Annotated in this window: 16 protein-coding genes; 9 read left to right on the top strand and 7 right to left on the bottom strand. The window is 62.6% G+C overall.

What is annotated here, in order from left to right; all coding sequences use genetic code 11:
* Nucleotides 1–31: 31 nt before the first annotated feature.
* From CUJ84_RS19115 to CUJ84_RS19100, 4 genes are all read right to left on the bottom strand, one after another.
* Entirely contained in the window at nucleotides 32–3,358 is a 3,327-nt protein-coding gene (locus CUJ84_RS19115; protein WP_105007365.1) for a DUF2126 domain-containing protein, read from the bottom strand.
* A 103-nt stretch (nucleotides 3,359–3,461) separates the two neighbouring features.
* The gene (locus CUJ84_RS19110) at nucleotides 3,462–4,844 is read right to left on the bottom strand and encodes a sensor histidine kinase (RefSeq protein ID WP_105007364.1); all 1,383 of its coding nucleotides are present in this window, start codon (nucleotides 4,842–4,844) and stop codon (nucleotides 3,462–3,464) included.
* Nucleotides 4,841–5,518, bottom strand: coding sequence for a response regulator (locus CUJ84_RS19105; protein WP_105007363.1), 678 nt, complete (start codon nucleotides 5,516–5,518; stop codon nucleotides 4,841–4,843). The genes CUJ84_RS19110 and CUJ84_RS19105 overlap by 4 nt, the downstream gene beginning before the upstream one ends.
* 93 nt (nucleotides 5,519–5,611) lie before the next feature.
* The gene (locus CUJ84_RS19100; RefSeq protein ID WP_105007362.1) at nucleotides 5,612–7,480 is read right to left on the bottom strand and encodes an adenylate/guanylate cyclase domain-containing protein; all 1,869 of its coding nucleotides are present in this window, start codon (nucleotides 7,478–7,480) and stop codon (nucleotides 5,612–5,614) included.
* A gap of 338 nt (nucleotides 7,481–7,818) precedes the next feature.
* Between CUJ84_RS19100 and CUJ84_RS38385 the strand changes: the two genes are divergently transcribed.
* The 6 genes from CUJ84_RS38385 (at nucleotide 7,819) to CUJ84_RS38380 (ending at nucleotide 14,310) form a co-directional block, all read left to right on the top strand.
* Complete coding sequence (locus tag CUJ84_RS38385) at nucleotides 7,819–9,318, top strand: GNAT family N-acetyltransferase (RefSeq protein ID WP_199788732.1); 1,500 nt, start codon at nucleotides 7,819–7,821, stop codon at nucleotides 9,316–9,318.
* Between the two features lie 95 nt (nucleotides 9,319–9,413).
* Nucleotides 9,414–10,460, top strand: a complete 1,047-nt coding sequence (locus CUJ84_RS19080) for an ABC transporter substrate-binding protein (RefSeq protein WP_105007361.1) — start codon at nucleotides 9,414–9,416, stop codon at nucleotides 10,458–10,460.
* Between the two features lie 377 nt (nucleotides 10,461–10,837).
* Nucleotides 10,838–11,782, top strand: coding sequence for a Bug family tripartite tricarboxylate transporter substrate binding protein (locus CUJ84_RS19075; protein WP_105007360.1), 945 nt, complete (start codon nucleotides 10,838–10,840; stop codon nucleotides 11,780–11,782).
* The gene (locus tag CUJ84_RS19070) at nucleotides 11,779–12,270 is read left to right on the top strand and encodes a tripartite tricarboxylate transporter TctB family protein (RefSeq protein ID WP_105007359.1); all 492 of its coding nucleotides are present in this window, start codon (nucleotides 11,779–11,781) and stop codon (nucleotides 12,268–12,270) included. The genes CUJ84_RS19075 and CUJ84_RS19070 overlap by 4 nt, the downstream gene beginning before the upstream one ends.
* 88 nt (nucleotides 12,271–12,358) lie before the next feature.
* Nucleotides 12,359–13,876 carry a tripartite tricarboxylate transporter permease gene (locus tag CUJ84_RS19065; RefSeq protein ID WP_105008241.1) on the top strand — a complete coding sequence of 506 codons (1,518 nt, stop codon included), beginning with the start codon at nucleotides 12,359–12,361 and terminating at the stop codon, nucleotides 13,874–13,876.
* 263 nt (nucleotides 13,877–14,139) lie between these two features.
* Entirely contained in the window at nucleotides 14,140–14,310 is a 171-nt protein-coding gene (locus CUJ84_RS38380) for a hypothetical protein (RefSeq protein WP_012758966.1), read from the top strand.
* Between the two features lie 99 nt (nucleotides 14,311–14,409).
* Here CUJ84_RS38380 and CUJ84_RS19060 read toward each other — a convergent pair whose 3' ends face one another.
* On the bottom strand, nucleotides 14,410–15,501 hold the full coding sequence (locus CUJ84_RS19060; RefSeq protein WP_105007358.1) for a DUF475 domain-containing protein: 1,092 nt from the start codon (nucleotides 15,499–15,501) through the stop codon (nucleotides 14,410–14,412).
* Nucleotides 15,502–15,855: 354 nt separating this feature from the next.
* On the opposite strand from CUJ84_RS19060, the gene CUJ84_RS19055 reads away from it, so the two are divergent.
* Nucleotides 15,856–16,086, top strand: a complete 231-nt coding sequence (locus tag CUJ84_RS19055; protein WP_105007357.1) for a hypothetical protein — start codon at nucleotides 15,856–15,858, stop codon at nucleotides 16,084–16,086.
* Between the two features lie 61 nt (nucleotides 16,087–16,147).
* Nucleotides 16,148–16,324 (top strand): hypothetical protein, encoded by a 177-nt coding sequence (locus CUJ84_RS38375; protein WP_164902099.1) that lies wholly within the window; start codon nucleotides 16,148–16,150, stop codon nucleotides 16,322–16,324.
* Nucleotides 16,325–16,378: 54 nt separating this feature from the next.
* Here CUJ84_RS38375 and CUJ84_RS19050 read toward each other — a convergent pair whose 3' ends face one another.
* A complete protein-coding gene (locus tag CUJ84_RS19050) occupies nucleotides 16,379–16,891 on the bottom strand; it encodes an MgtC/SapB family protein (protein WP_105007356.1) in 513 nt (170 codons plus the stop codon).
* 233 nt (nucleotides 16,892–17,124) lie between these two features.
* On the opposite strand from CUJ84_RS19050, the gene CUJ84_RS19045 reads away from it, so the two are divergent.
* Nucleotides 17,125–17,850 (top strand): hypothetical protein, encoded by a 726-nt coding sequence (locus tag CUJ84_RS19045; RefSeq protein ID WP_105007355.1) that lies wholly within the window; start codon nucleotides 17,125–17,127, stop codon nucleotides 17,848–17,850.
* Nucleotides 17,851–17,856: 6 nt separating this feature from the next.
* Here the strand turns inward: CUJ84_RS19045 and CUJ84_RS19040 are convergent, their stop codons facing one another.
* Nucleotides 17,857–18,351 (bottom strand): hypothetical protein, encoded by a 495-nt coding sequence (locus CUJ84_RS19040; RefSeq protein ID WP_105007354.1) that lies wholly within the window; start codon nucleotides 18,349–18,351, stop codon nucleotides 17,857–17,859.
* Nucleotides 18,352–18,497 lie beyond the last annotated feature (146 nt).

Below are 18,497 nucleotides of genomic sequence, written 5' to 3'. Positions count from 1 at the left end.
CGGCCCTAACCCCCGGCCTCAACCCTCGGCCTTAAATTCCGGCGGGCCGCCTCAAATCCAGCGTCAGCGGGAATTCAAGCGAACCCGTCTCGGCGCGCGGGATATAACCGCCCGCCGTATGTCCCCACGGCTCGAAGCGGGCGAGCCGCCTTGCTTCCGCCTCGTTGCCGTTGACCGGGAAGGTGTCATAGGTCCGGCCGCCCGGATGGGCAACATGATAGATGCAGCCGCCGATCGAACGCTTCGACCATGTATCATAAATGTCAAACGTCAAAGGTGTGTTGATCGGCAGGACGGGATGCAGACCGGAGGACGGTTGCCATGCCTTGTAGCGGACGCCGGCGACCGATACGCCGGCAGTGCCGGTCGGCGTCAGCGGCAGGGTGCGGCCATTGCAGGTGACGGTATAACGTGCGGTATTGCTGGTTTCGAGCCGCACCTGAAGGCGCTCGACGGAGCTGTCGACGTAGCGGACGGTGCCGCCCGGCGCGCCTTCCTCGCCCATGACATGCCAAGGTTCCAGCGCCTGGCGCAGTTCCAGCTTCGAGCCCTCATATTCGACTTCACCGCAGAAGGGGAAGCGGAATTCGAGCTGGGCCTTGAACCATTCCGGGCTGACGTCGAAGCCGTTTTCACGAAGGTCGGCAAGCACGTCGAGGAAATCGGCCCAGACGAAATGCGGCAGCATGAAACGATCATGCAGGGTCGTGCCCCAGCGGACGAACTTCCCGTCGACCGGGTTGACCCAGAAGCGGGCGATCAGCGCGCGCACCAGCAATTGCTGGGCAAGCGACATGCGTGCGTTCGGCGGCATCTCGAAGCCGCGGAACTCGATGAGGCCGAGCCGTCCGGTCGGGCCGTCGGGCGAGAACAGCTTGTCGATGCAGATCTCGGCACGGTGGGTGTTGCCGGTGACGTCGGTCAACAGATTGCGGAACAGGCGGTCGACGAGCCAGGGCAGCGGCTGCTGGCCGCGGCCGGGAGCGGCGATCTGCGCCATGGCGATCTCCAGCTCGTAGAGGCTGTCGTGACGAGCCTCGTCGATGCGCGGCGCCTGGCTGGTCGGGCCGATGAACATGCCGGAGAAGAGGTAAGAGAGCGAGGGATGGCGCTGCCAGTGGAGGACGACGCTCTTCAAGAGATCGGGACGTCGCAGGAAGGGGCTGTTGTTTGGATTGGCGCTGCCGACGACGACATGGTTGCCGCCGCCGGTGCCGGTGTGACGGCCGTCGATCATGAACTTGTCGGCGCCGAGCCGGGTGGCGCGCGCCTCCTCGTAGATCGCCGTGGTAATGTCGACGCAGTCCTTCCAGTTCGAGGCCGGATGAATATTGACCTCGATGACGCCGGGATCCGGAGCGACGCGGATGACGTTGATGCGCTCGTCCTGCGGCGGCGGGTAACCTTCGATATGGACCGGAAGCTTGAGTTCGGCTGCGGCGTTTTCGGCAGCCGCGATCAGCTCGAGATAGTCCTCGATGCGCTCGACCGGCGGCATGAAGACGCAGAGCCTGCCGTCGCGCGGCTCGACCGACATGGCGGTGCGCACGGCACCGCGAAGTTCGCCGAGCGTCTGTTCGATCCGGCCGCGATTGCTTTCGTCGGCATGGAAGGAGGCTTCCGGCATGGCCCGGCCGGCCGGTACGAAGACATCAGGCAGCGGTTCGCGCGGGATCGTCGGATCGGCGGGGTGGATATAGGGATAACGCGCCGGGGGAACATAGGGCAGCGTGCCGAGCGGCAGGCGGTAACCGATCGGACTGTCGCCCGGGACGAGGAAGATCTTGCCGCGGCGGGTGCGCCATTTCTCGCTGATCCAGACTCGGCTTTCGGCCGCCTTGGCGTTCCATGCCTGGACCGGAAGGATGTAGCCGGTCGCGACGGTGAGGCCGCGGGCGAAGACGCGGGCGATACGGTTGCGTTCCTCGGGATCCTTCAGCTTCGAATTCGCCGGATCGACATTTTCGGGAAGGTTGCCCTCCTTGATGATCCAGTCGGCCGGATCCTCATAGGCCGGCTGCACCATGTCAGGTTTGATCGCCAGTTCCTTTGCGATCGCCGTCAGGAGCTTCTCGGCATCCTCGGCGGTGACGCCGGTATCCTTGCCTTCGGCGGCCACCAGATCGAGGTTCTGCCAGACCGGCTTGCCGTCGCGGCGCCAGTAGAGCGAGAAGGTCCACCGCGGCAGGCTTTCGCCCGGATACCATTTGCCCTGGCCGTAATGCAGGAAGCCGCCGGGGGCGAAGCGTTCTTGCAGCTTGCGGATCAGGATGTCGGCCTTTTCGCGCTTGGTCGGGCCGACTGCGGCGGTGTTCCACTCCTCGGACTGGAAATCGTCGATCGAAACGAAGGTCGGCTCGCCGCCCATCGTCAGATGCACGTCCTCGGCTTCGAGGACACGATCGACCTTCTCGCCGAGTTCGTTGAGTTCGTCCCAGCTTTCATCGGAGAAGGGCTTGGTGATGCGCGGGTGTTCGGCGACGCGCGAGACCCTCATGTCGAAGGCGAACTCGGTTTCGGCCTCGCCGAAATAACCGCCGGAAATCGGGGCAGCGTTGCGGTAATGCGGCGTTGCGGCAAGCGGGATATGGCTTTCGCCGGTCAGCAGGCCCGACGTCGGATCGAGGCCAACCCAGCCGGCGCCGGGCAGATAGACCTCCGCCCAGGCATGCAGGTCAGTGAAATCGACTTCGGTGCCGGAGGGGCCGTCGAGCGCCTTCAGGTCCGGCGTCAGCTGAATGAGATAACCGGAGACGAAGCGGGCGGCGAGGCCGAGATGGCGAAGGATCTGGACGAGTAGCCAGCTGGTGTCGCGGCAGGAGCCCTTGGCGCTTTCCAACGTTTCCTCCGGCGTCTGCACACCGGTTTCCATGCGGATGACATAGCCGATCTGCCGTTGCAGGCGGGCATTCAGGCCGACGATCATATCGACCGTCGGCTGGTCGGGCGACCAGTCGAGCGTCGGCAGCAGCGCCTTCAGGCGCGGACCGGCCGGCTCCGGCGTCATGTAGATCGACAGATCCTCCTGGATCGTTTCAGGGTATCCGAAGGGCCACTTGGTTGCCTCTTCCTCGACGAAGAAGTCGAAGGGATTGTAGACCGTCATGTCGGCGACGAGATCGACCTCGATCTTGAATTCCGTCACCGGATCCGGAAAGACGTAGCGGGCAAGGTAATTGCCGTAAGGGTCTTGCTGCAGGTTGACGAAATGGTTGGAGGGCGTGACCTTCAGCGAATGGCTGAGCACCCGTGTCTTCGAATGCGAGGCAGGTTTCAGCCGGATGATCTGTGGGCCGAGGCGGACCGGCTTGTCATAGGTGTAATGCGTCAGATGATAGATGCTGGCTTTGATCGACATATTTCTCTTTTTATCCGGCGCGCATCGTCGTGCGGCTTGCTGTTCCCAAAAATCAGTGTGTGCAATGCAGCGAAAGAAAGCAAGGCGGAAAGGTCGACGGCATCTACGCCGCCTTGGCAAAGGTGACGGCCGCCTTCAGGCCTTTGCCATCTGCGCCCGGCTCCAGTGTCAGGTCGGCGTTGAAAAGATTGGCGATTTCTTCGACGATCGGCAGACCGAGGCCGGCACCGGGTGCACCGGACTCATTGCCGCGCGAAAAACGCCGGCGCACGGCCTCCAGCTTCTCGCGGGGAATACCGGGGCCATTGTCCTCGACTTCGAGGCGGATCGTCTCTGACGCGGCGATAATACGGACAGTGACTTCGGCTCCCTTGCCGGCATAGGCGATGGCATTGCCGGCAAGGTTGCGCAGCATTTCGCCAATCAGCAGCGGCTCGGCGCGGACCATCGCCGGGCTCTCGCCCTCGAAGCCGAGATCGATGCCGGCGACGGCGGCCGTCGGAATCTGCTCGCCGGTGATTTCCTGGGCGATGGCGGCAAGATCGATGGCGGAGGCGGTCAGTGCCTCCTTGGCGGTGGCGGCGTCGATCTTGGCCATCAGGAGAAGTTGGGCGAGGATGCGTTCGGCATGCGCCACCGCCTGGTCGCCCTTCAGTGCCGCCGACTGCGCCTCATCAAGCGAGCCGGCGCGGGCGGAAAGGGCAAGCTGGGTACGAATGATCGCCAGCGGCGTGCGCAGCTGGTGGCTGGCATTGCCGGTGAAATGGCGCAGCGCATCGAGCGCCGATTGCAGGCGGACCATGAAGGAATTCACCGTATCGACCAGCGGCTCGACCTCGCTCGGCACTGTCTGCTTGATCGGATGAAGGTCATCGGGGCTGCGTTCGCCGATGGCGTCGCCGAGCTTGTAGAGCGGGCGGAGCGCCACCGTGACCGAGATCCAGACGATGACGGCGGCGCCCGCGATCATGAAGGCGAGGCGGAGTGCGGAGCGGACGAGGATCGCCTGCGCCAGCTGCCGGCGGGCGATGGTGGTTTCGGCGACCGTCACCACGAAGGGCACGGAGCGAATGCCTGTCGAGGCGGAGCGTTCGAGTGTGGCGACGCGGATCGGCTCGCCGCGGAAGGTGTCGTCGGCAAAGGCTGCGCCATCGCCGGGCGTCTTCTTCAGAACCGGCAGGGACTGGTAGCCGGTGATGAATTTGCCCGGCGGGCCGTCGACGCGGTAGAAGACGCGATCCTGCGCGGCCGAGGTCAGCATTTCAAGTGCAACATAGGGGATATCGACCTGCAGCGTGCCGTCTTCGGCGACGACGACGCGCTCGGCGATCGCCAACGCTGAGCCGGCGAGCACGCGGTCGGACACGATATTCGAGGTCTGGACCGCCTCGCGATAGGTATCGGCGAGCGCCAGTGTGCCGATGACGGCTGTCGAGACGAGCAGCCAGAAGAGCAGCCGGCGCCTGAGAGAATAGGCGGCTTTCATGAGGCCTCGGGCAGCTTGTCGAGATAATAGCCGATGCCGCGGGCGGTCCTAACGGTCAGGCCGTGCGGCGAGAGGCGCTTTCGCAGACGGCTGACATATTGCTCGATGGCATTTGCTGAAATGTCGTCGTCGAAGGCGGTCAGCGATTGAATGATCGCCTCCTTAGCGACGACCTTGCCGGCCCGCATGAAGAGGATTTCAAGCAGGCCGAGCTCGCGGGCGGGAATATCGAGGGGCGTGGGCCCCGATGAAAAGGTGCGGGAATTGAGATCGAAGGAGATGCCGCCGAAGCTGACCGTTGCCGAACGCAGCCCGGCCTGGCGGCGCAGCAGCACGCGCACCCGGGCCTCGAATTCGGCGATGTCGAAGGGCTTGATCAGATAGTCGTCGGCGCCGAGATCGAGACCCTTCACCCGTTCTTCCGGCGTGCCGCGCGCGGTCAGGATGAGAACGGCCGCCTGGTTCTGCCGGGCGCGCATGGCGCGCAGCACGTCGAGCCCGTCCATCTCGGGCAGGTTGAGGTCGAGGATCACCAGATCGAAATTTTCCGCGGCGATGACCGCATTGGCAGACGCCCCATCATGCACGACATCGACGGCATGACCCGTGCCGCGCAAGATCGCCGACAGGCCGTCGGCCAGCGCGATATTGTCTTCGGTGAGCAGAATGCGCACGGATGTCCCCCTGTTTTCATAGGAGATTACAGAGGTGGCGAAGCGATGTCACAGCGATTTTGAAGATTGGGTGAACGCCGGGAAACACCGGCGTCAGCTTCCGGTCCTTTCGATCCGTTCGCGCTGCATCATTGCGGCGGTAAGGAGTTTCTGGAAGCGGGGATCGTCGCGGATGTTGTCGAGGTCGGAATCATTGTTAAACCATTTGATATGGTAGACGGAGCTGTTCGGCAGCAGCTTCTCAAGAAGGTCGATCGCCTGGTCGGCGTCGCCGAGGACGGAATAGACGCAGGCGAGATTATACTGCGCGACGATGTCATCAGGATCGATGGCGATCGCGCGGGCGGCCCAGTCGCGTGCCCTTGCCGCATCGCCGAGATGGGCAAGCGCCAGCGCGCCGCGATGGGCGGGGCCGGAATTTTCCGGATTGAGGTTCAGGGCGCGTTCGGCGCGCAGCAGGCCGAGGCTCGCCCAGTTTTCCGTGTCCAACACACGGCCCAGCGAGCGGTAGGCGGACATCAGGTGGATCGGTGAGACGTAGTCATCCGGGCGGATTTCGGCGGCGCGGGTGAAATATTGAACGGATTCGGCAAAGTTACCGCGCATGAAGAAGAACCGGGCATAGTGGAAATTCGCCTCGAAGAGGTTCGGGTCGAGCGCCAGGGCGCGTTCGAAGGCCGCCGCCGCCCTATCATCATAGCCGCTCTGATGCAGAGCCAGGCCGTGCGAGGCATGGGCCTCTGGAAGGTCAGGATCGAGCGCCAGGGCGCGGGCGCTCATCTCGAGGATGCGCCTCAGCGGCACGTCATCAGGAGCCCAATCGCGGATCGCCGCGTCGCAATCGGCGATGCCGGCATAGGCGCGCGCATAATCCGGGTCGAGTTCGACCGCCTTGCAGAACATGCGCCTTGCGAGCTGGAGATAGGATTTGGTCCAGGTGTGGGAGAGCTGGCGGCCCCTGAGATAATAGGTGTAGGCCTCGACATTGGCGGTCGGCTCAGTCGCGATCGCCTTCTTTTCTTCCGGCAACAGGCGCACCTTCAACTGGCCGACGATCGCATGGGTGATCTCGTCCTGGATGGCGAAGATGTCGGTCATGTCGCGGTCGTAACGCTCGGCCCAGAGATGGTCGCCATTGGCGGTATCGATCAGCTGGCCGGAAATGCGCACGCGATTGCCGACGATGCGCACGCTTCCCTCGAGCACGTAGCGCACGCCAAGCTCCTGGGCGAGCCGCTTCACCTTCACCGATATGCCCTTGTAGGTGAAGATCGTATTGCGCGGCACGACGTGCAGGCTGGAGATCTTGGAGAGATCGGTGATGATGTCTTCGGTAATGCCGTCGGAGAAATAATCCTGGTCGGCATCGCCGCTCATATTGGTGAAGGGCAGCACCGCGATGAAGCAGGTATTGCGGTTCTGCGCCACCAATCTGGCGGAGGAGGGCGGCGCCAAGCTGACGGTATAGACCTGAACCGGCTGCCTGATGTTCTTCAGCATATGCTCGCCGATAAATTCGAAGCCGAGATTGAGGCGCGAGCCGACCTGATCGCGCACCGAGGCCGACACGGCGATGCCGCCCGGCGCTGCGATACGCTCAAGCCTGGCGGCGAGATTGACGCCATCTCCGAATATGTCGCCGTTCTCGACCACGACGTCGCCGAGATTGATGCCGATGCGGAATTCGACGCGCTCGTCCTTGGGCACGTTCTCATTGCGGGCCGCCATGCTGCGCTGGATCTCGGCGGCGCAGGCGACCGCGTTCACCACGCTCTGGAATTCGGCAAGGATGCCGTCGCCGGTGAGTTTGACGATCCGGCCCTTGTAGTCTGAAATACGAATATCGACCAGCTCACAGCGATGGCGGTTCAGCGCCTGCAACGTGCCGGATTCATCGATGCCCATCAGCCGGCTGTAGCCGACGACGTCCGCAGCGAGAATAGCGCTCAGTCGTCGTTCCATGACCCCTCCCATGGATCTTCCCAGTTTAATCTAGCTTTTTATAGAGTTTTTGTCGCGTAGAGTCGTCCCCCGAATAAGAAATTCGGGCGGTTTCGACGTTTTTGACGCGGCAGCGCGACCATATAACGTCGTCGATCTTCATCAATACTCTATATGGGTGAAGGATGGAGCCAATCCCTAATCCTTTGTGATGAAAAGGCGATTCGTTTCGGAGAAAGGCGGAGTGTTCTGCTTTGGCCGATACTTTCTGTATCGGCATCATAAATCCGATCGCCGATCGATTTAGGGCTTGAGCCGGACCCAGGGGCATAGCCTAGAAGACGATTCGCGAGGGAATCATGAACGAGCGAATGAACGAGAATCTCTGGTTGACGGCCGCCGAATGCGCCGAGCGAATCGGGCTGACGGTAAAAGCGCTTCGCCTCTACGAGAAACGGGGGCTGATCAACCCGCGACGGACCGGCAAGAACTGGCGGCTCTATGGTGTCGAGGACATCGCGCGGCTGAACGAGATCCTGGCGCTAAAGCGACTGGGGCTCAGTCTGGCGAGGATCACCGAACTGCTGGCCGGCCACGCAACCGATCTCGACCGGACGCTCGCCATGCAACAAACGCAGTTGCTTTCGCTGCGCAGCCGGATCGAAGACAGTCTCTCGCGGATCAACGCCTCGCGGCAGCGGATCGCCGCCGGCGAACCCATCTCGATCAACGAACTCGTCAGCATAGCGAAGGAGACCAGCATGACCGATCAATCCGCCGATGCCGTCGCCTGGCGGCGCTATGAGCAAGCACGGCCACGTACGGAAGGCGCGATAGCGCTCGAACTTAATGATGGCTATCTCGGCACCTACCTCTTCGACTGGGGTAGCAGCATCACGATCGCTCGGCGCGAGGGCGGACTGACGGCGCAGATGCTCGGGCAGGAGGCCATCGATATCTACCCGGAGAAGGAGGACGAATTCTTCTGTCGCGTGGTGACGGCGCAGATCAGCTTCCGCCGCGGATCGGAGGGGCGGGTGGACGGCCTTGTGCTGCATCAAAACGGATATGAGCAAGAAGCGCTGCGGATCGGTGCGGCGGAGGCGGCAAGGCTGGCCGCAAGCCTGGAAAACCGGATAAAAAATAAGCAGCCGGTCGACAACAGCGAAACGCTGCTGCGTAGCCTGATCGCCGAACATCAGAGCGGCGAGATCAACTTTGGCAGGATGGTTCCCGCGCTTGCTGATGCCGCGCGGGAACAGATGTTGATGATATGCGCGGATCTCGAGCGAGCGGGTGCGCTGAGGTCGATTTCCTTCAAGGGCGGGGATCGGGAGGTTGGGCGGATGGGAGAGTTGACGATCGAACTCGCGGAGAGCCCGACGGAGGTTGCCGCCGTGCGGGATCTCTGCCGATCATTCCGGCAATGGCTCTATGACAATTATCCCCAGCATCGGTCGGTGGTCGATCTCTATTACAATCCGCAAAAATTCGAGGCGCTGCTCGCCGGCCTGCCGCAGATTCACGAAAGGCCGAAGGGTGCAATCTTGCTGGCGCGGCTCGGTGGAGAGCCTGTCGGCTGCGTCATGCATCAAGAGCAGGCGCCAGGCATTGCCGAGATGAAAAGGCTTTTCGTCTCGGCGGCGGCACGCGGTCGCGGTGTCGCCGCGGCACTCTGCGAGGCATCGATGGCAAGGGCAAAAGCCGACGGTTACCTGTCGATGCGGCTCGATACCGGCATATTGCAGACGGCAGCGCAGGAGCTCTATCGCCGCCTCGGCTTCCGCGAACGGGATGCCTATTATCCGGTCCCGCCGGAACTCGTGCAGATCCTGCTCTTCTTCGAGCGCGATCTCTGATCCCGCAAAACAGGCAGCGGGGCCACCGTCTGGCCGGCGCCCTTGCTCCTCCCGGCGCGCTCGGGCATTGTTGCGGCATGAGGAGAGTTTTCATCTTGCTGCTGGCGCTCTGGCCGGGCTTTGCCCTGGCCGATCAGGTGTTCTATCCAGCAAAATCGGGCAATGCCGATGCGCCGGTACTGACGGTGTATTCATCGCTCGACGAGCCGTTGGCGCAGCCGATGATCCGGGGTTTCCTGGAGGCCAATCCCGATGTCGCGGTCAAATACGAGGACATGCTGACCGGCGACATCTACGACCGGATCGTCAAGGAGACGGATGCCGGCAAGAAGACGGCGGATTTTGCCTTTTCCTCGGCGATGGACCTGCAGGTGAAGCTTTCCAACGACGGATATGCGCAGGTCAGCAACCTGCCGATGAGTGCTGCATGGCCGAAATGGGCGAACTGGCGCAACACCGCCTATGCACTCACCTTCGAGCCGGCGGTGTTCGTCTATCACAAGCCGAGCTTTGTGCATGAGCCGGTGCCGAGCTCGCGGGCAGAATTCGTCGATTATCTGAAACGCAAGGGCAACGAGGTCTATGGGCGGATCGGCACCTACGATATCGAGCGCTCCGGCGTCGGCTTTCTTTTCATGGCGCGCGACCAGGAACAGTTCGGCGACATCTGGTCGGTGATCGGGGCGATGGGGGCTGCCGGCGTCAAGCTTTATTCGACGAGTTCGGCGATCCTCGAACGCGTTGCCGACGGGCGCTTCGTGCTCGGCTACAATATTCTCGGTTCCTATGCGGCCGACTGGGCCTCGCGGAATCCCGACGTCGGCATCGTGCTGCCGAAGGATTATACCGTGGTGATGTCGCGGATCGGGCTGGTGCCGCAGGCCGCCGCCGAGGCGGAGCTCGGGCGGCGCTATCTCACCTTCTTCATGTCGAGGGAAGGGCAGACGATCCTGGCGCGCGAACTGCAGATTCCGGCCGTCAGCCCCGAGGTCGCGGGGGAGAATACTGCCAATACGCTGCAGGAACTGCTCGGCGCCCAACTTCGGCCGGTGCCGGTCAGTCCCGGGCTGATGGTCTATCTCGATCAGGTGAAGCGGGCGCGGCTGATCGCGCACTGGAACGAGGTTCTGCGGACGCAGTGAAGGCGCTTTCGGTGGGCTTCGCCCTCCTTAGAGAGCTTTGGGTCGCTGCGCCCGTAGCTCTCTTCAGATGAGGCTCGCGGCCATGCTTCGCGGCGACTAGTGCTACTGGCCATGCGGCAGCGAAGACCGGGATTTGGACCGGCACCTACCAATTACGGCAAAAAAGTGTCCTCTGCTTCTGGATATCTCGCCGATGTCAGCTAAATGACAGGTTGTTGTGGTCGCTTTGGCTACTTCTTCTCCGTGGAGGCGGAGAGCTGAAGCCTTGGGAGGTATTCCGCTCGTCATTCAGGACCCTTGCGTCCGCTGGCCGGCCATTCCTCCCGATTCCCTTGAGAATAACAGGCGGTCTGCTCAGCCGCCACGGAGGACACATCGTGAAGCATACGTTCATCGCAACCCTTCTTGCCGCGACTATCGCGCTGCCGGCCTATGCGGCCGATTACACCATCATCGCGCCGGCCGCTCCCGGCGGCGGCTGGGACCAGACGGCGCGCTCGCTGCAGACCGCGCTGCAGCAGGAGAAGATCTCCGGCAACGTGCAGGTCCAGAACGTTCCGGGCGCCGGCGGCACCATCGGCCTTGCGCAGTTCAGCAGCCAGGCTGCCGGCAATCCGAATTCGCTGATCGTCGGCGGCTATGTCATGGTCGGCGCGATCCTCACCAACAAGTCGCCGGTGACGCTCAAGGATGTCACGCCGATCGCCCGTCTGACCGGCGAATATGAGGCCGTCGTCGTTCCTGCCGGGTCCGAGATCAAGACGATGGCCGATCTGGTCGCGGCGCTGAAGAAGGATCCGGGTGCGGTTTCCTGGGGCGGCGGCTCTGCCGGCGGCACCGACCACATCGCCGTCGGCCTGATCGCCAAGGCTTCCGGCGTCGATCCGACCAAGATCAACTATGTCGCCTTCTCCGGCGGCGGTGAAGCGCTCGCCGCCATTCTCGGCGGCCAGGTCACGGCCGGCGTCTCGAGCTATAGCGAGTTTGAATCGCAGGTGAAGTCGGGCACGCTGCGTCTTCTTGCCGTATCCAGCGATAAGCGTATCGACGGCGTCGATGCCCCGACGCTGAAGGAAGCCGGCACCGACGTCACCATCCAGAACTGGCGCATGGTCGCCGCAGCCCCCGGCCTGTCGGCCGAGCAGGTTGCAAGCGTCACTGCCGATTTCGAGAAGCTGCACAGCTCCGCAACCTGGCAGGAAACCCTGAAGACCAAGGGATGGGCCGACACCTATCTGTCCGGCGATGCCTTCAAGGCGCAGCTCGAGAAGGATGTCTCCGCCACTGAAGGCATTCTCAAAGATATCGGACTTGTTCAATGAGCGAGGACAACACCTCCTCGGTAACCGAGCGCCGCCCTGATTGGGCGGCGTTCATCATTGCCGTTTTCCTCTTCGTCGTCGCCGGCGTGATGGCCTGGGATGCCTTGCATCTGAAAACGATTGCGCAGTACGACCGCATCGGTCCGGCGACAGTGCCTCAAGTGGTGGCCTTCGGCCTCTTCTGTCTCGGGATCTGGACCGCCTTCGAAGCTTGGCGCGGCGATTTTCCCGAACGTGACCGGCAGGAAGTCGCACCCGTCATCTGGATCGTCGCCGGTCTTGCCGGCCAGATGCTGCTTTTGCGCGTCGCCGGCTTCTCGATCGCGACCGGCATCCTCTTCGCGCTGACGGCACGCGGCTTCGGCAAGCGTAAGCTCTGGATCTCGCTGCCGCTTGGCATCGTCCTTAGCTTCGTCGTCTGGGCGATCTTCTCGCAGCTGCTGCAACTGACGCTGCCGGCCGGCCCGCTCGAACACCTGTTCTTCTGACCGCGCGGATGCGCTGTCAGCTCTTTTGATTTTGCGCGGCGCCTGACCCCGAAATCGGATGGTCGGGAACGCCGCTTGGGACACCAAGATGAGCACATTCGAATTCCTATGGCAGGGTATCCTGGTTGCGATGCAGCCGATGAACCTGGTTTATGCGCTGGTCGGCGTGACGCTCGGCACCGCCGTCGGCGTGCTTCCCGGCATCGGCCCGGCACTCACCGTGGCGCTGCTGTTGCCCGTCACCTACAAACTCGATCCCGGCGGCTCGCTGATCATGTTCGCCGGCATCTATTACGGCGGCATGTATGGCGGTTCGACGACCTCGATCCTGCTCAATACGCCGGGTGAAAGCGCCTCGATCGTCACCGCGCTCGAGGGCAACAAGATGGCGCGCGCCGGGCGCGGCGGACCGGCGCTGGCGACGGCGGCGATCGGCTCCTTCGTCGCCGGCCTGATCGCGACGCTCGGGCTTGCCTTCATCGCTCCCTATGTCGTCAAGCTGGCGCTGGTCTTCGGGCCGCGCGAATATTTCGCGTTGATGGTGCTTGCCTTCGTCACCGTCTCCTCGGCCTTCGGCGACTCCGCCTTGCGGGGCCTGACCTCGCTGTTCATCGGCTTTGCGCTTGCCATGGTCGGCATCGACCAGCAGACGGGGCAGGCCAGGCTTTCCTTCGGCATCCCCGACCTGCTCGACGGTGTCGAGGTGACGACGCTGGCGGTGGCGATGTTTGCGATCGGCGAGACGCTTTATATCGCCGCGCAAGGCAACCGGATCGCCGAGAAGATCGAGGCGGTCAAGGGTTCGCTCTGGATGACCGCTGAGGACTGGTCGCGTTCGTGGAAGCCCTGGCTGCGCGGCACGCTGATCGGTTTCCCGATCGGCGCGATGCCGGCGGGCGGTGCCGAAATCGGCACTTTCCTCTCCTATGCGACCGAAAAGCGGCTGGCGAAGAACCCGGAGGAATTCGGCCATGGCGCAATCGAAGGCGTGGCCGGTCCCGAGGCGGCGAACAACGCCTCCGCCGCCGGCACGCTGGTGCCGCTTCTGACGCTCGGCCTGCCGACGACGGCGACGGCGGCGATCATGCTCGCCGGCTTCCAGCAATACGGGCTGCAGCCGGGGCCGCTGCTGTTTGCCACCAATCCGCAGCTCGTCTGGGGGCTGATCGCCAGCCTGCTCATCGCCAATGCGATGCTTTTGGTGCTGAACCTGCCGATGATCGGGCTCTGGGTGCGGCTGCTGACCATTCCAAAGCCATGGCTCTATGCCGGCATCCTGCTGTTTGCGACGCTTGGGACAATCGGTGCCAATCCATCCGTGTTCGAGCTCGGCATGCTGCTCACTTTTGGCCTGCTTGGTTATGTGATGCGGCTCTTCGGCTATCCGATCGCGCCTACCGTCGTCGGCCTGATCCTCGGGCCGCTTGCCGAACAGCAGCTGCGCCGGGCGCTGGCGATCAGCCAGGGCGACGTCACGACGCTGGTGATGTCGCCGATCGCGGCGGGTCTGCTCATCGTTGCAGCCGCCGCCTTCCTCATCCCGCTGATCCTGCGGCTGCGCGGCAGGGGCCAGGTGCTGTCGCAACTGGCGGCAAACGAAGACTAGCGCATCGGCCCGAAAATCGGAATCGATTTTCGGAAAGCACGATGCGCAGATTTCAAAGTGTCAGATCGTCCGTTGTGCGTCCGAAAGGACGCACGGCGCTCAAAGAAGAAAAAGACGACCCACCCCCTCCCTCGAGGCCGGCCATGGAGACATGTGCCGGCCTGCTGTTTTTTGCATGGCTGAGGTGATTTTCTGAGCATTGTGGAGGTCTATGCGCGATGCCATCTATGAGTGGTCAATCATAGAGCAAAAGGAAATGGACAATGTCCGCACTCCGCAATTCAATCCGTACGGGTTTCTTTGGCCGCGCATTCGCCGTCCTTGGGGCTGCAAATGCTGTCAGCGCTGCTGTCGAAGCTGGTCGCCGCCCGCGCGCCAACGATCTGACGAAACTCGGCATCGACCCAGCCTCCTTCGGTCAGGTCTCCCGCTAACACCTTCAAGCCATGCATGAATGAATTAGCCCGCAACCGGATGGTCGCGGGCTTTATTTTTAGCCGCAAGGGTGCCGCGCACTGCGGCTTCTTGCATCGTCAGGCGTGAAGTTCCTCCTGCCGGGCGCCGTGACCCTCTACCTTTTCGCGCCTGTTGTGGCGGATGGATGACCAGAGGGACAGGCCGATCAGTGCCGCGCCGCCGAGGCCGGTGATGACTTCGGGGATGTGCACCATGGTCTGCGCATACATGATCACCGAGAGGATCAGGATGGCGTAGAAGGCGCCATGTTCGAGATAGCGGTATTCGGCCAGCGTTCCCTTCTCGACCAGCATGATCGTCATCGAGCGCACGTACATGGCGCCGATGCCGAGGCCGATCGCAATGACGAAGAGGTTCTGCGTCAGCGCAAAGGCGCCGATGACGCCGTCGAAGGAGAAGCTGGCGTCCAGCACCTCCAGATAGATGAAGGCGCCGAGGCCGCCCTTGGCGGCGGCACTCATCGTCTGCTGCGAGGCATCGAGCAGCCCGCCGACCACCTCGACCGCGAGGAAGGTAAGCAGGCCGTAGATGGCACAATGGACGAAGACGGTGGCTTCCTCGCCGCCGATCAGCCAGGAGAAAACCAGCATCAGCGCCAGCACGAAGGCGATCTCGATACCCTTGATGGTGGCGGAACGCGCCATCATCTTTTCAAGACCGCCAATCCAGTGCACCTGCTTCTCGTGATTGAAGAAGTAGTTGAGCCCGACCATCATCAGGAAGGTGCCGCCGAAGGCTGCGATCGGCAGATGCGCGTCGTTCATGATGCGGGCATATTCGGCGGGCTCACGTGCAGCAAGCACCAGAGCGTCCCAGGGGCCGATCTGTGCCGCGATGGCGACGATTGCCAGCGGGAAGACGATGCGCATGCCGAAGACGGCGATGATGATGCCCCAGGTGAGGAAGCGCTTCTGCCAGACCGGCGTCATCTCCTTCAGCTTGTTGGCGTTGACGATGGCATTGTCGAAGGAAAGCGATATCTCCAGCACCGCAAGCACCGTGCAGATAAAGAAGACGGTCGCCATGCCACCGATGGTGCCGGTCGTCTGCCAGCCGAGCACTGCGCCGAGAATGAGGCCGAGGGCAGTAACGATGAAAGCCCAGCGGAAATAGCTGAGCGAAGATTTATGGGTCGCGGACTGGTTCATGGCCGCACCTCGCGGCCGCAAATCGTATTGAAGAGGGTTGATATATCGGAAAAACGCGACATGCCACAACGGGCATGCGGGTCAGGCATGGTGAGCTTGTTCATCGATGAAAAATCCGCCGGCTAAGCTGCAGGCGGTACCGACATCACGAGAGCGCCGTAAAAACTCTCGCCAGAGGGGCCCGGCACCAAAGTTCCCCCGTCAGCCGATGTCTGGAAGGCTGCGGGATAGGCTCTAGGTAATGAGCTTCCCGGGTCAGTCAAGGCCGACAGGCAGACCGAGATTGGGTAATTTTTTTCGGAACCATCCTGATGCCCGCCCGTTAGGCACTGTTGAGCTTAAAAAAGGAGGCCGATGATGCACACTTCGACCCATGTTCCCGACAAACGCACGGAGGCGTCCGACCGCATGAAGCGGGCGAAGCCAAACCGCATGCAGAAGGCGCAGGTGCTGCCGCCGCATCATGTCGATCTGACGCTGACGCCCGGTGTCTATCACGACATTCACGTGCCGGCCCATGTTTCCGGCGCGGACCTTTCCAAGGGTGGTCCCGACATCAAAGGCAATGCAGAGACCAAGAAATAACGGGCATTCCGGAAGCCTCTTTGGCGCGCTGACGGTAGATTTGAAACAGGGTGAGAAACATATGACGATCAACTTTGTGCCCCGCGAGATCTTCATCCGGCACGAAAGTGAATGGCAGGCCGTACGCGAGGCGGCGGACGAGCGTATCAATATCGGCGAACGCCAGAAGCCGCTTTCGTCCATCGGCGGTCCGGCATCGGTTGGGAAAAACGATCCTTCGGCCGCACGCTCCGAATGACCAACAGACAGACGCTGACACGAACGCCCGGCATGATGCCGGGCGTTTTGTTTTCTATTGATGTTCATCCCGGTCGATACGCTGTCCGGAATTGTAGCCGAACCGTTGTTCGAGCTTACCGAAGGCGAAGAGCACACAGATGGCGGCAAGCGTCGTGAAGAAGGCGATCGGCCAATAGCCGAAGCCCATGGCGAGGCCGATCGCGCCGGAGAGCCACATGCCGGCACCCGTCGTCAGGCCGTGCACCCGACCTCTTGCAAAGACGATCATGCCGGCGGCAAGGAAAGCGACGCCGGCGGTTACGGCTTCGATGACACGCAGCGGGTCGATACGCACCTGCTCGTCATCGGCGAAACCCGGCATGTGCACTGCCTCGATCGAGATGACGGCGAAGAGGGCAGCGGCAAGACTGATCAGAATATGGGTGCGGAAGCCTGCCGGGCGGTCGCGTGCCTCGCGCTCGAATCCAATCAGTGCGCCGAAGACGATGGCGCCGAGCAGGCGGGCGAAGATGACCGGATAGTGGATGCGCGACGCCGGTATCATGTCGGCGATGATGAGATCCATGGATTTTTCCCTTAGAACATATGGAATTTTTCGCTGGCTAACGTCTGAGTGCGGAATTTGTTCAGCTTTTCCCCCTCGTTCGTTTCATAGGCCGCACAGGCCCCACCGGTGCGCCCCGGCGCTTTCCTGTCATTGGAGGGAAAGATCGCCGAACCAGGCATCATCTTGTCGCCGCGCCAACCTTTCGGAAAGGATTGGGCAGCGATAATCCCGGCCTCACGGGAATCGGATAGATGGCCAAGACAGCGACACGCGGCCGCCGCAAGGCGCCGGCCAGAGGAAAGAGCAAAGCGCGCAGCAGCGGTGGCGGATTGCTGCCCTGGGCGGTGATCGGCATTGCCGCGATCGGCGGCATCGTCGCTCACGACCATTGGAAGAGCATCCAGCCGATGCTTGCAAGGCAATCAACGCCGATCACGCGGGAAACGGCGGAGCCGAAACCCCTAGTCAGGAAAGACGTGCTGCCGAAGCAGGTGGCGCTTGCCGCACCCACGCCGAAAGCCGTATCGCCGGTGCCACAGTCGCAGCCGCTGCCGCCGGCCGCGATCCCGACGCCGATGATCCAGCCGATAAAGGCAGTGCCGTCCCCGGCCTCCCCTGCCGTTTCGGAAACCGGGAGGGTCGCTTTCGGCTATTGCGGGCAGGGCGCCCATATCAATTGCGTCGGCGATGGCGGCGTCTTCTGGTACAAGGGCGAGAAGATCGTGATTGCCGACATGGCAAGCCCGGTGGTCGATCAGGCGCGCTGTGATGGCGAACGCCGGGTGGCCTTTGCCGCCAAGTCGCGGCTGCTGGCGCTTCTGAACGCCGGACCCTTCACGATGAATGCGGCGGGTAAGGCCGAGCCCTCTGGCGCGCCGCGCGTCGTCTCTCGCGACGGGCGCTCTTTCGGCGCGCAGCTGATCAATGAGGGCCTGGCACGCAAGCCAGGGGCCGCCGGCAGTGCCTGGTGCGCCTGAGGGCGGCTACTTACCCTTCTTCACCAGCTTGCCGCCAGTGCGGAAGCTGCCGGTGAAGGAGGAGTCCTTGCTTTCGGCGGTGCATTCGATCGCGATCGGCTTGCCGGCATAGGGATTGCCGAAGGTGCAGAAGCCGGCAACCTTGACCTCCCCGGTCATCTTGTTGCCGACCCCCGTGGTGACGAGGCTGAGCGGCAGGCGGGCATTGCCGTTGGAGGCGGGCTTGATGCCGCCGCCGTCGCCCTGGAAGCCGAGCGCCTTGCCGTCGGAAGTGAAGATGAAGGTCACCAGGCCATTGACCAGCGTGACGCTGGCAAGCTCGTTCTTGCAGCCCTTGGTGGCGTCGAACTTGGCGACAACAAGCTTGGCGCATTTGCCGGAAAGCGTAATGACGCCGGGCGCGCCGGGAAAGGTCTCGACGGGTACGGCCGGCGCGGCAGAGGCCGGCAAGGCGAAGGCAGCGGAAAAAATTGCGGCGGCTGCAAGCGCGGATAACTTCATTTCGATCTCAAAACCCCATGTTCTGTCGAGGCGAATCACTACCTCATCCTCGGTTCGCCATGGCATGGTTCTGTGTCCGAATTTGGCTCCATTATTCCTGAGGCACAAAAATTTCGGCGGCCGCCGGGCGGGCGCGGCCATCGGCG

It is taken from the genome of Rhizobium leguminosarum, from assembly GCF_002953715.1.
GTDB lineage: Bacteria > Pseudomonadota > Alphaproteobacteria > Rhizobiales > Rhizobiaceae > Rhizobium > Rhizobium leguminosarum_V.
Note: the sequence above shows the minus strand (reverse complement) of the source record. Positions and strands in the feature narration are given on the sequence as shown.

Coding starts and splice junctions, on each gene's coding strand:
- CUJ84_RS19100 (WP_105007362.1), bottom strand. CDS start 7,480: ATGGAACGACGACTGAGCGCTATTCTCGCTGCGGACGTCGTCGGCTAC.
- CUJ84_RS19110 (WP_105007364.1), bottom strand. CDS start 4,844: ATGAAAGCCGCCTATTCTCTCAGGCGCCGGCTGCTCTTCTGGCTGCTC.
- CUJ84_RS19060 (WP_105007358.1), bottom strand. CDS start 15,501: ATGAACCAGTCCGCGACCCATAAATCTTCGCTCAGCTATTTCCGCTGG.
- CUJ84_RS19040 (WP_105007354.1), bottom strand. CDS start 18,351: ATGAAGTTATCCGCGCTTGCAGCCGCCGCAATTTTTTCCGCTGCCTTC.
- CUJ84_RS19050 (WP_105007356.1), bottom strand. CDS start 16,891: ATGGATCTCATCATCGCCGACATGATACCGGCGTCGCGCATCCACTAT.
- CUJ84_RS19115 (WP_105007365.1), bottom strand. CDS start 3,358: ATGTCGATCAAAGCCAGCATCTATCATCTGACGCATTACACCTATGAC.
- CUJ84_RS19070 (WP_105007359.1), top strand. CDS start 11,779: ATGAGCGAGGACAACACCTCCTCGGTAACCGAGCGCCGCCCTGATTGG.
- CUJ84_RS38375 (WP_164902099.1), top strand. CDS start 16,148: ATGACGATCAACTTTGTGCCCCGCGAGATCTTCATCCGGCACGAAAGT.
- CUJ84_RS19045 (WP_105007355.1), top strand. CDS start 17,125: ATGGCCAAGACAGCGACACGCGGCCGCCGCAAGGCGCCGGCCAGAGGA.
- CUJ84_RS38380 (WP_012758966.1), top strand. CDS start 14,140: ATGTCCGCACTCCGCAATTCAATCCGTACGGGTTTCTTTGGCCGCGCA.
- CUJ84_RS19055 (WP_105007357.1), top strand. CDS start 15,856: ATGATGCACACTTCGACCCATGTTCCCGACAAACGCACGGAGGCGTCC.
- CUJ84_RS38385 (WP_199788732.1), top strand. CDS start 7,819: ATGAACGAGCGAATGAACGAGAATCTCTGGTTGACGGCCGCCGAATGC.
- CUJ84_RS19065 (WP_105008241.1), top strand. CDS start 12,359: ATGAGCACATTCGAATTCCTATGGCAGGGTATCCTGGTTGCGATGCAG.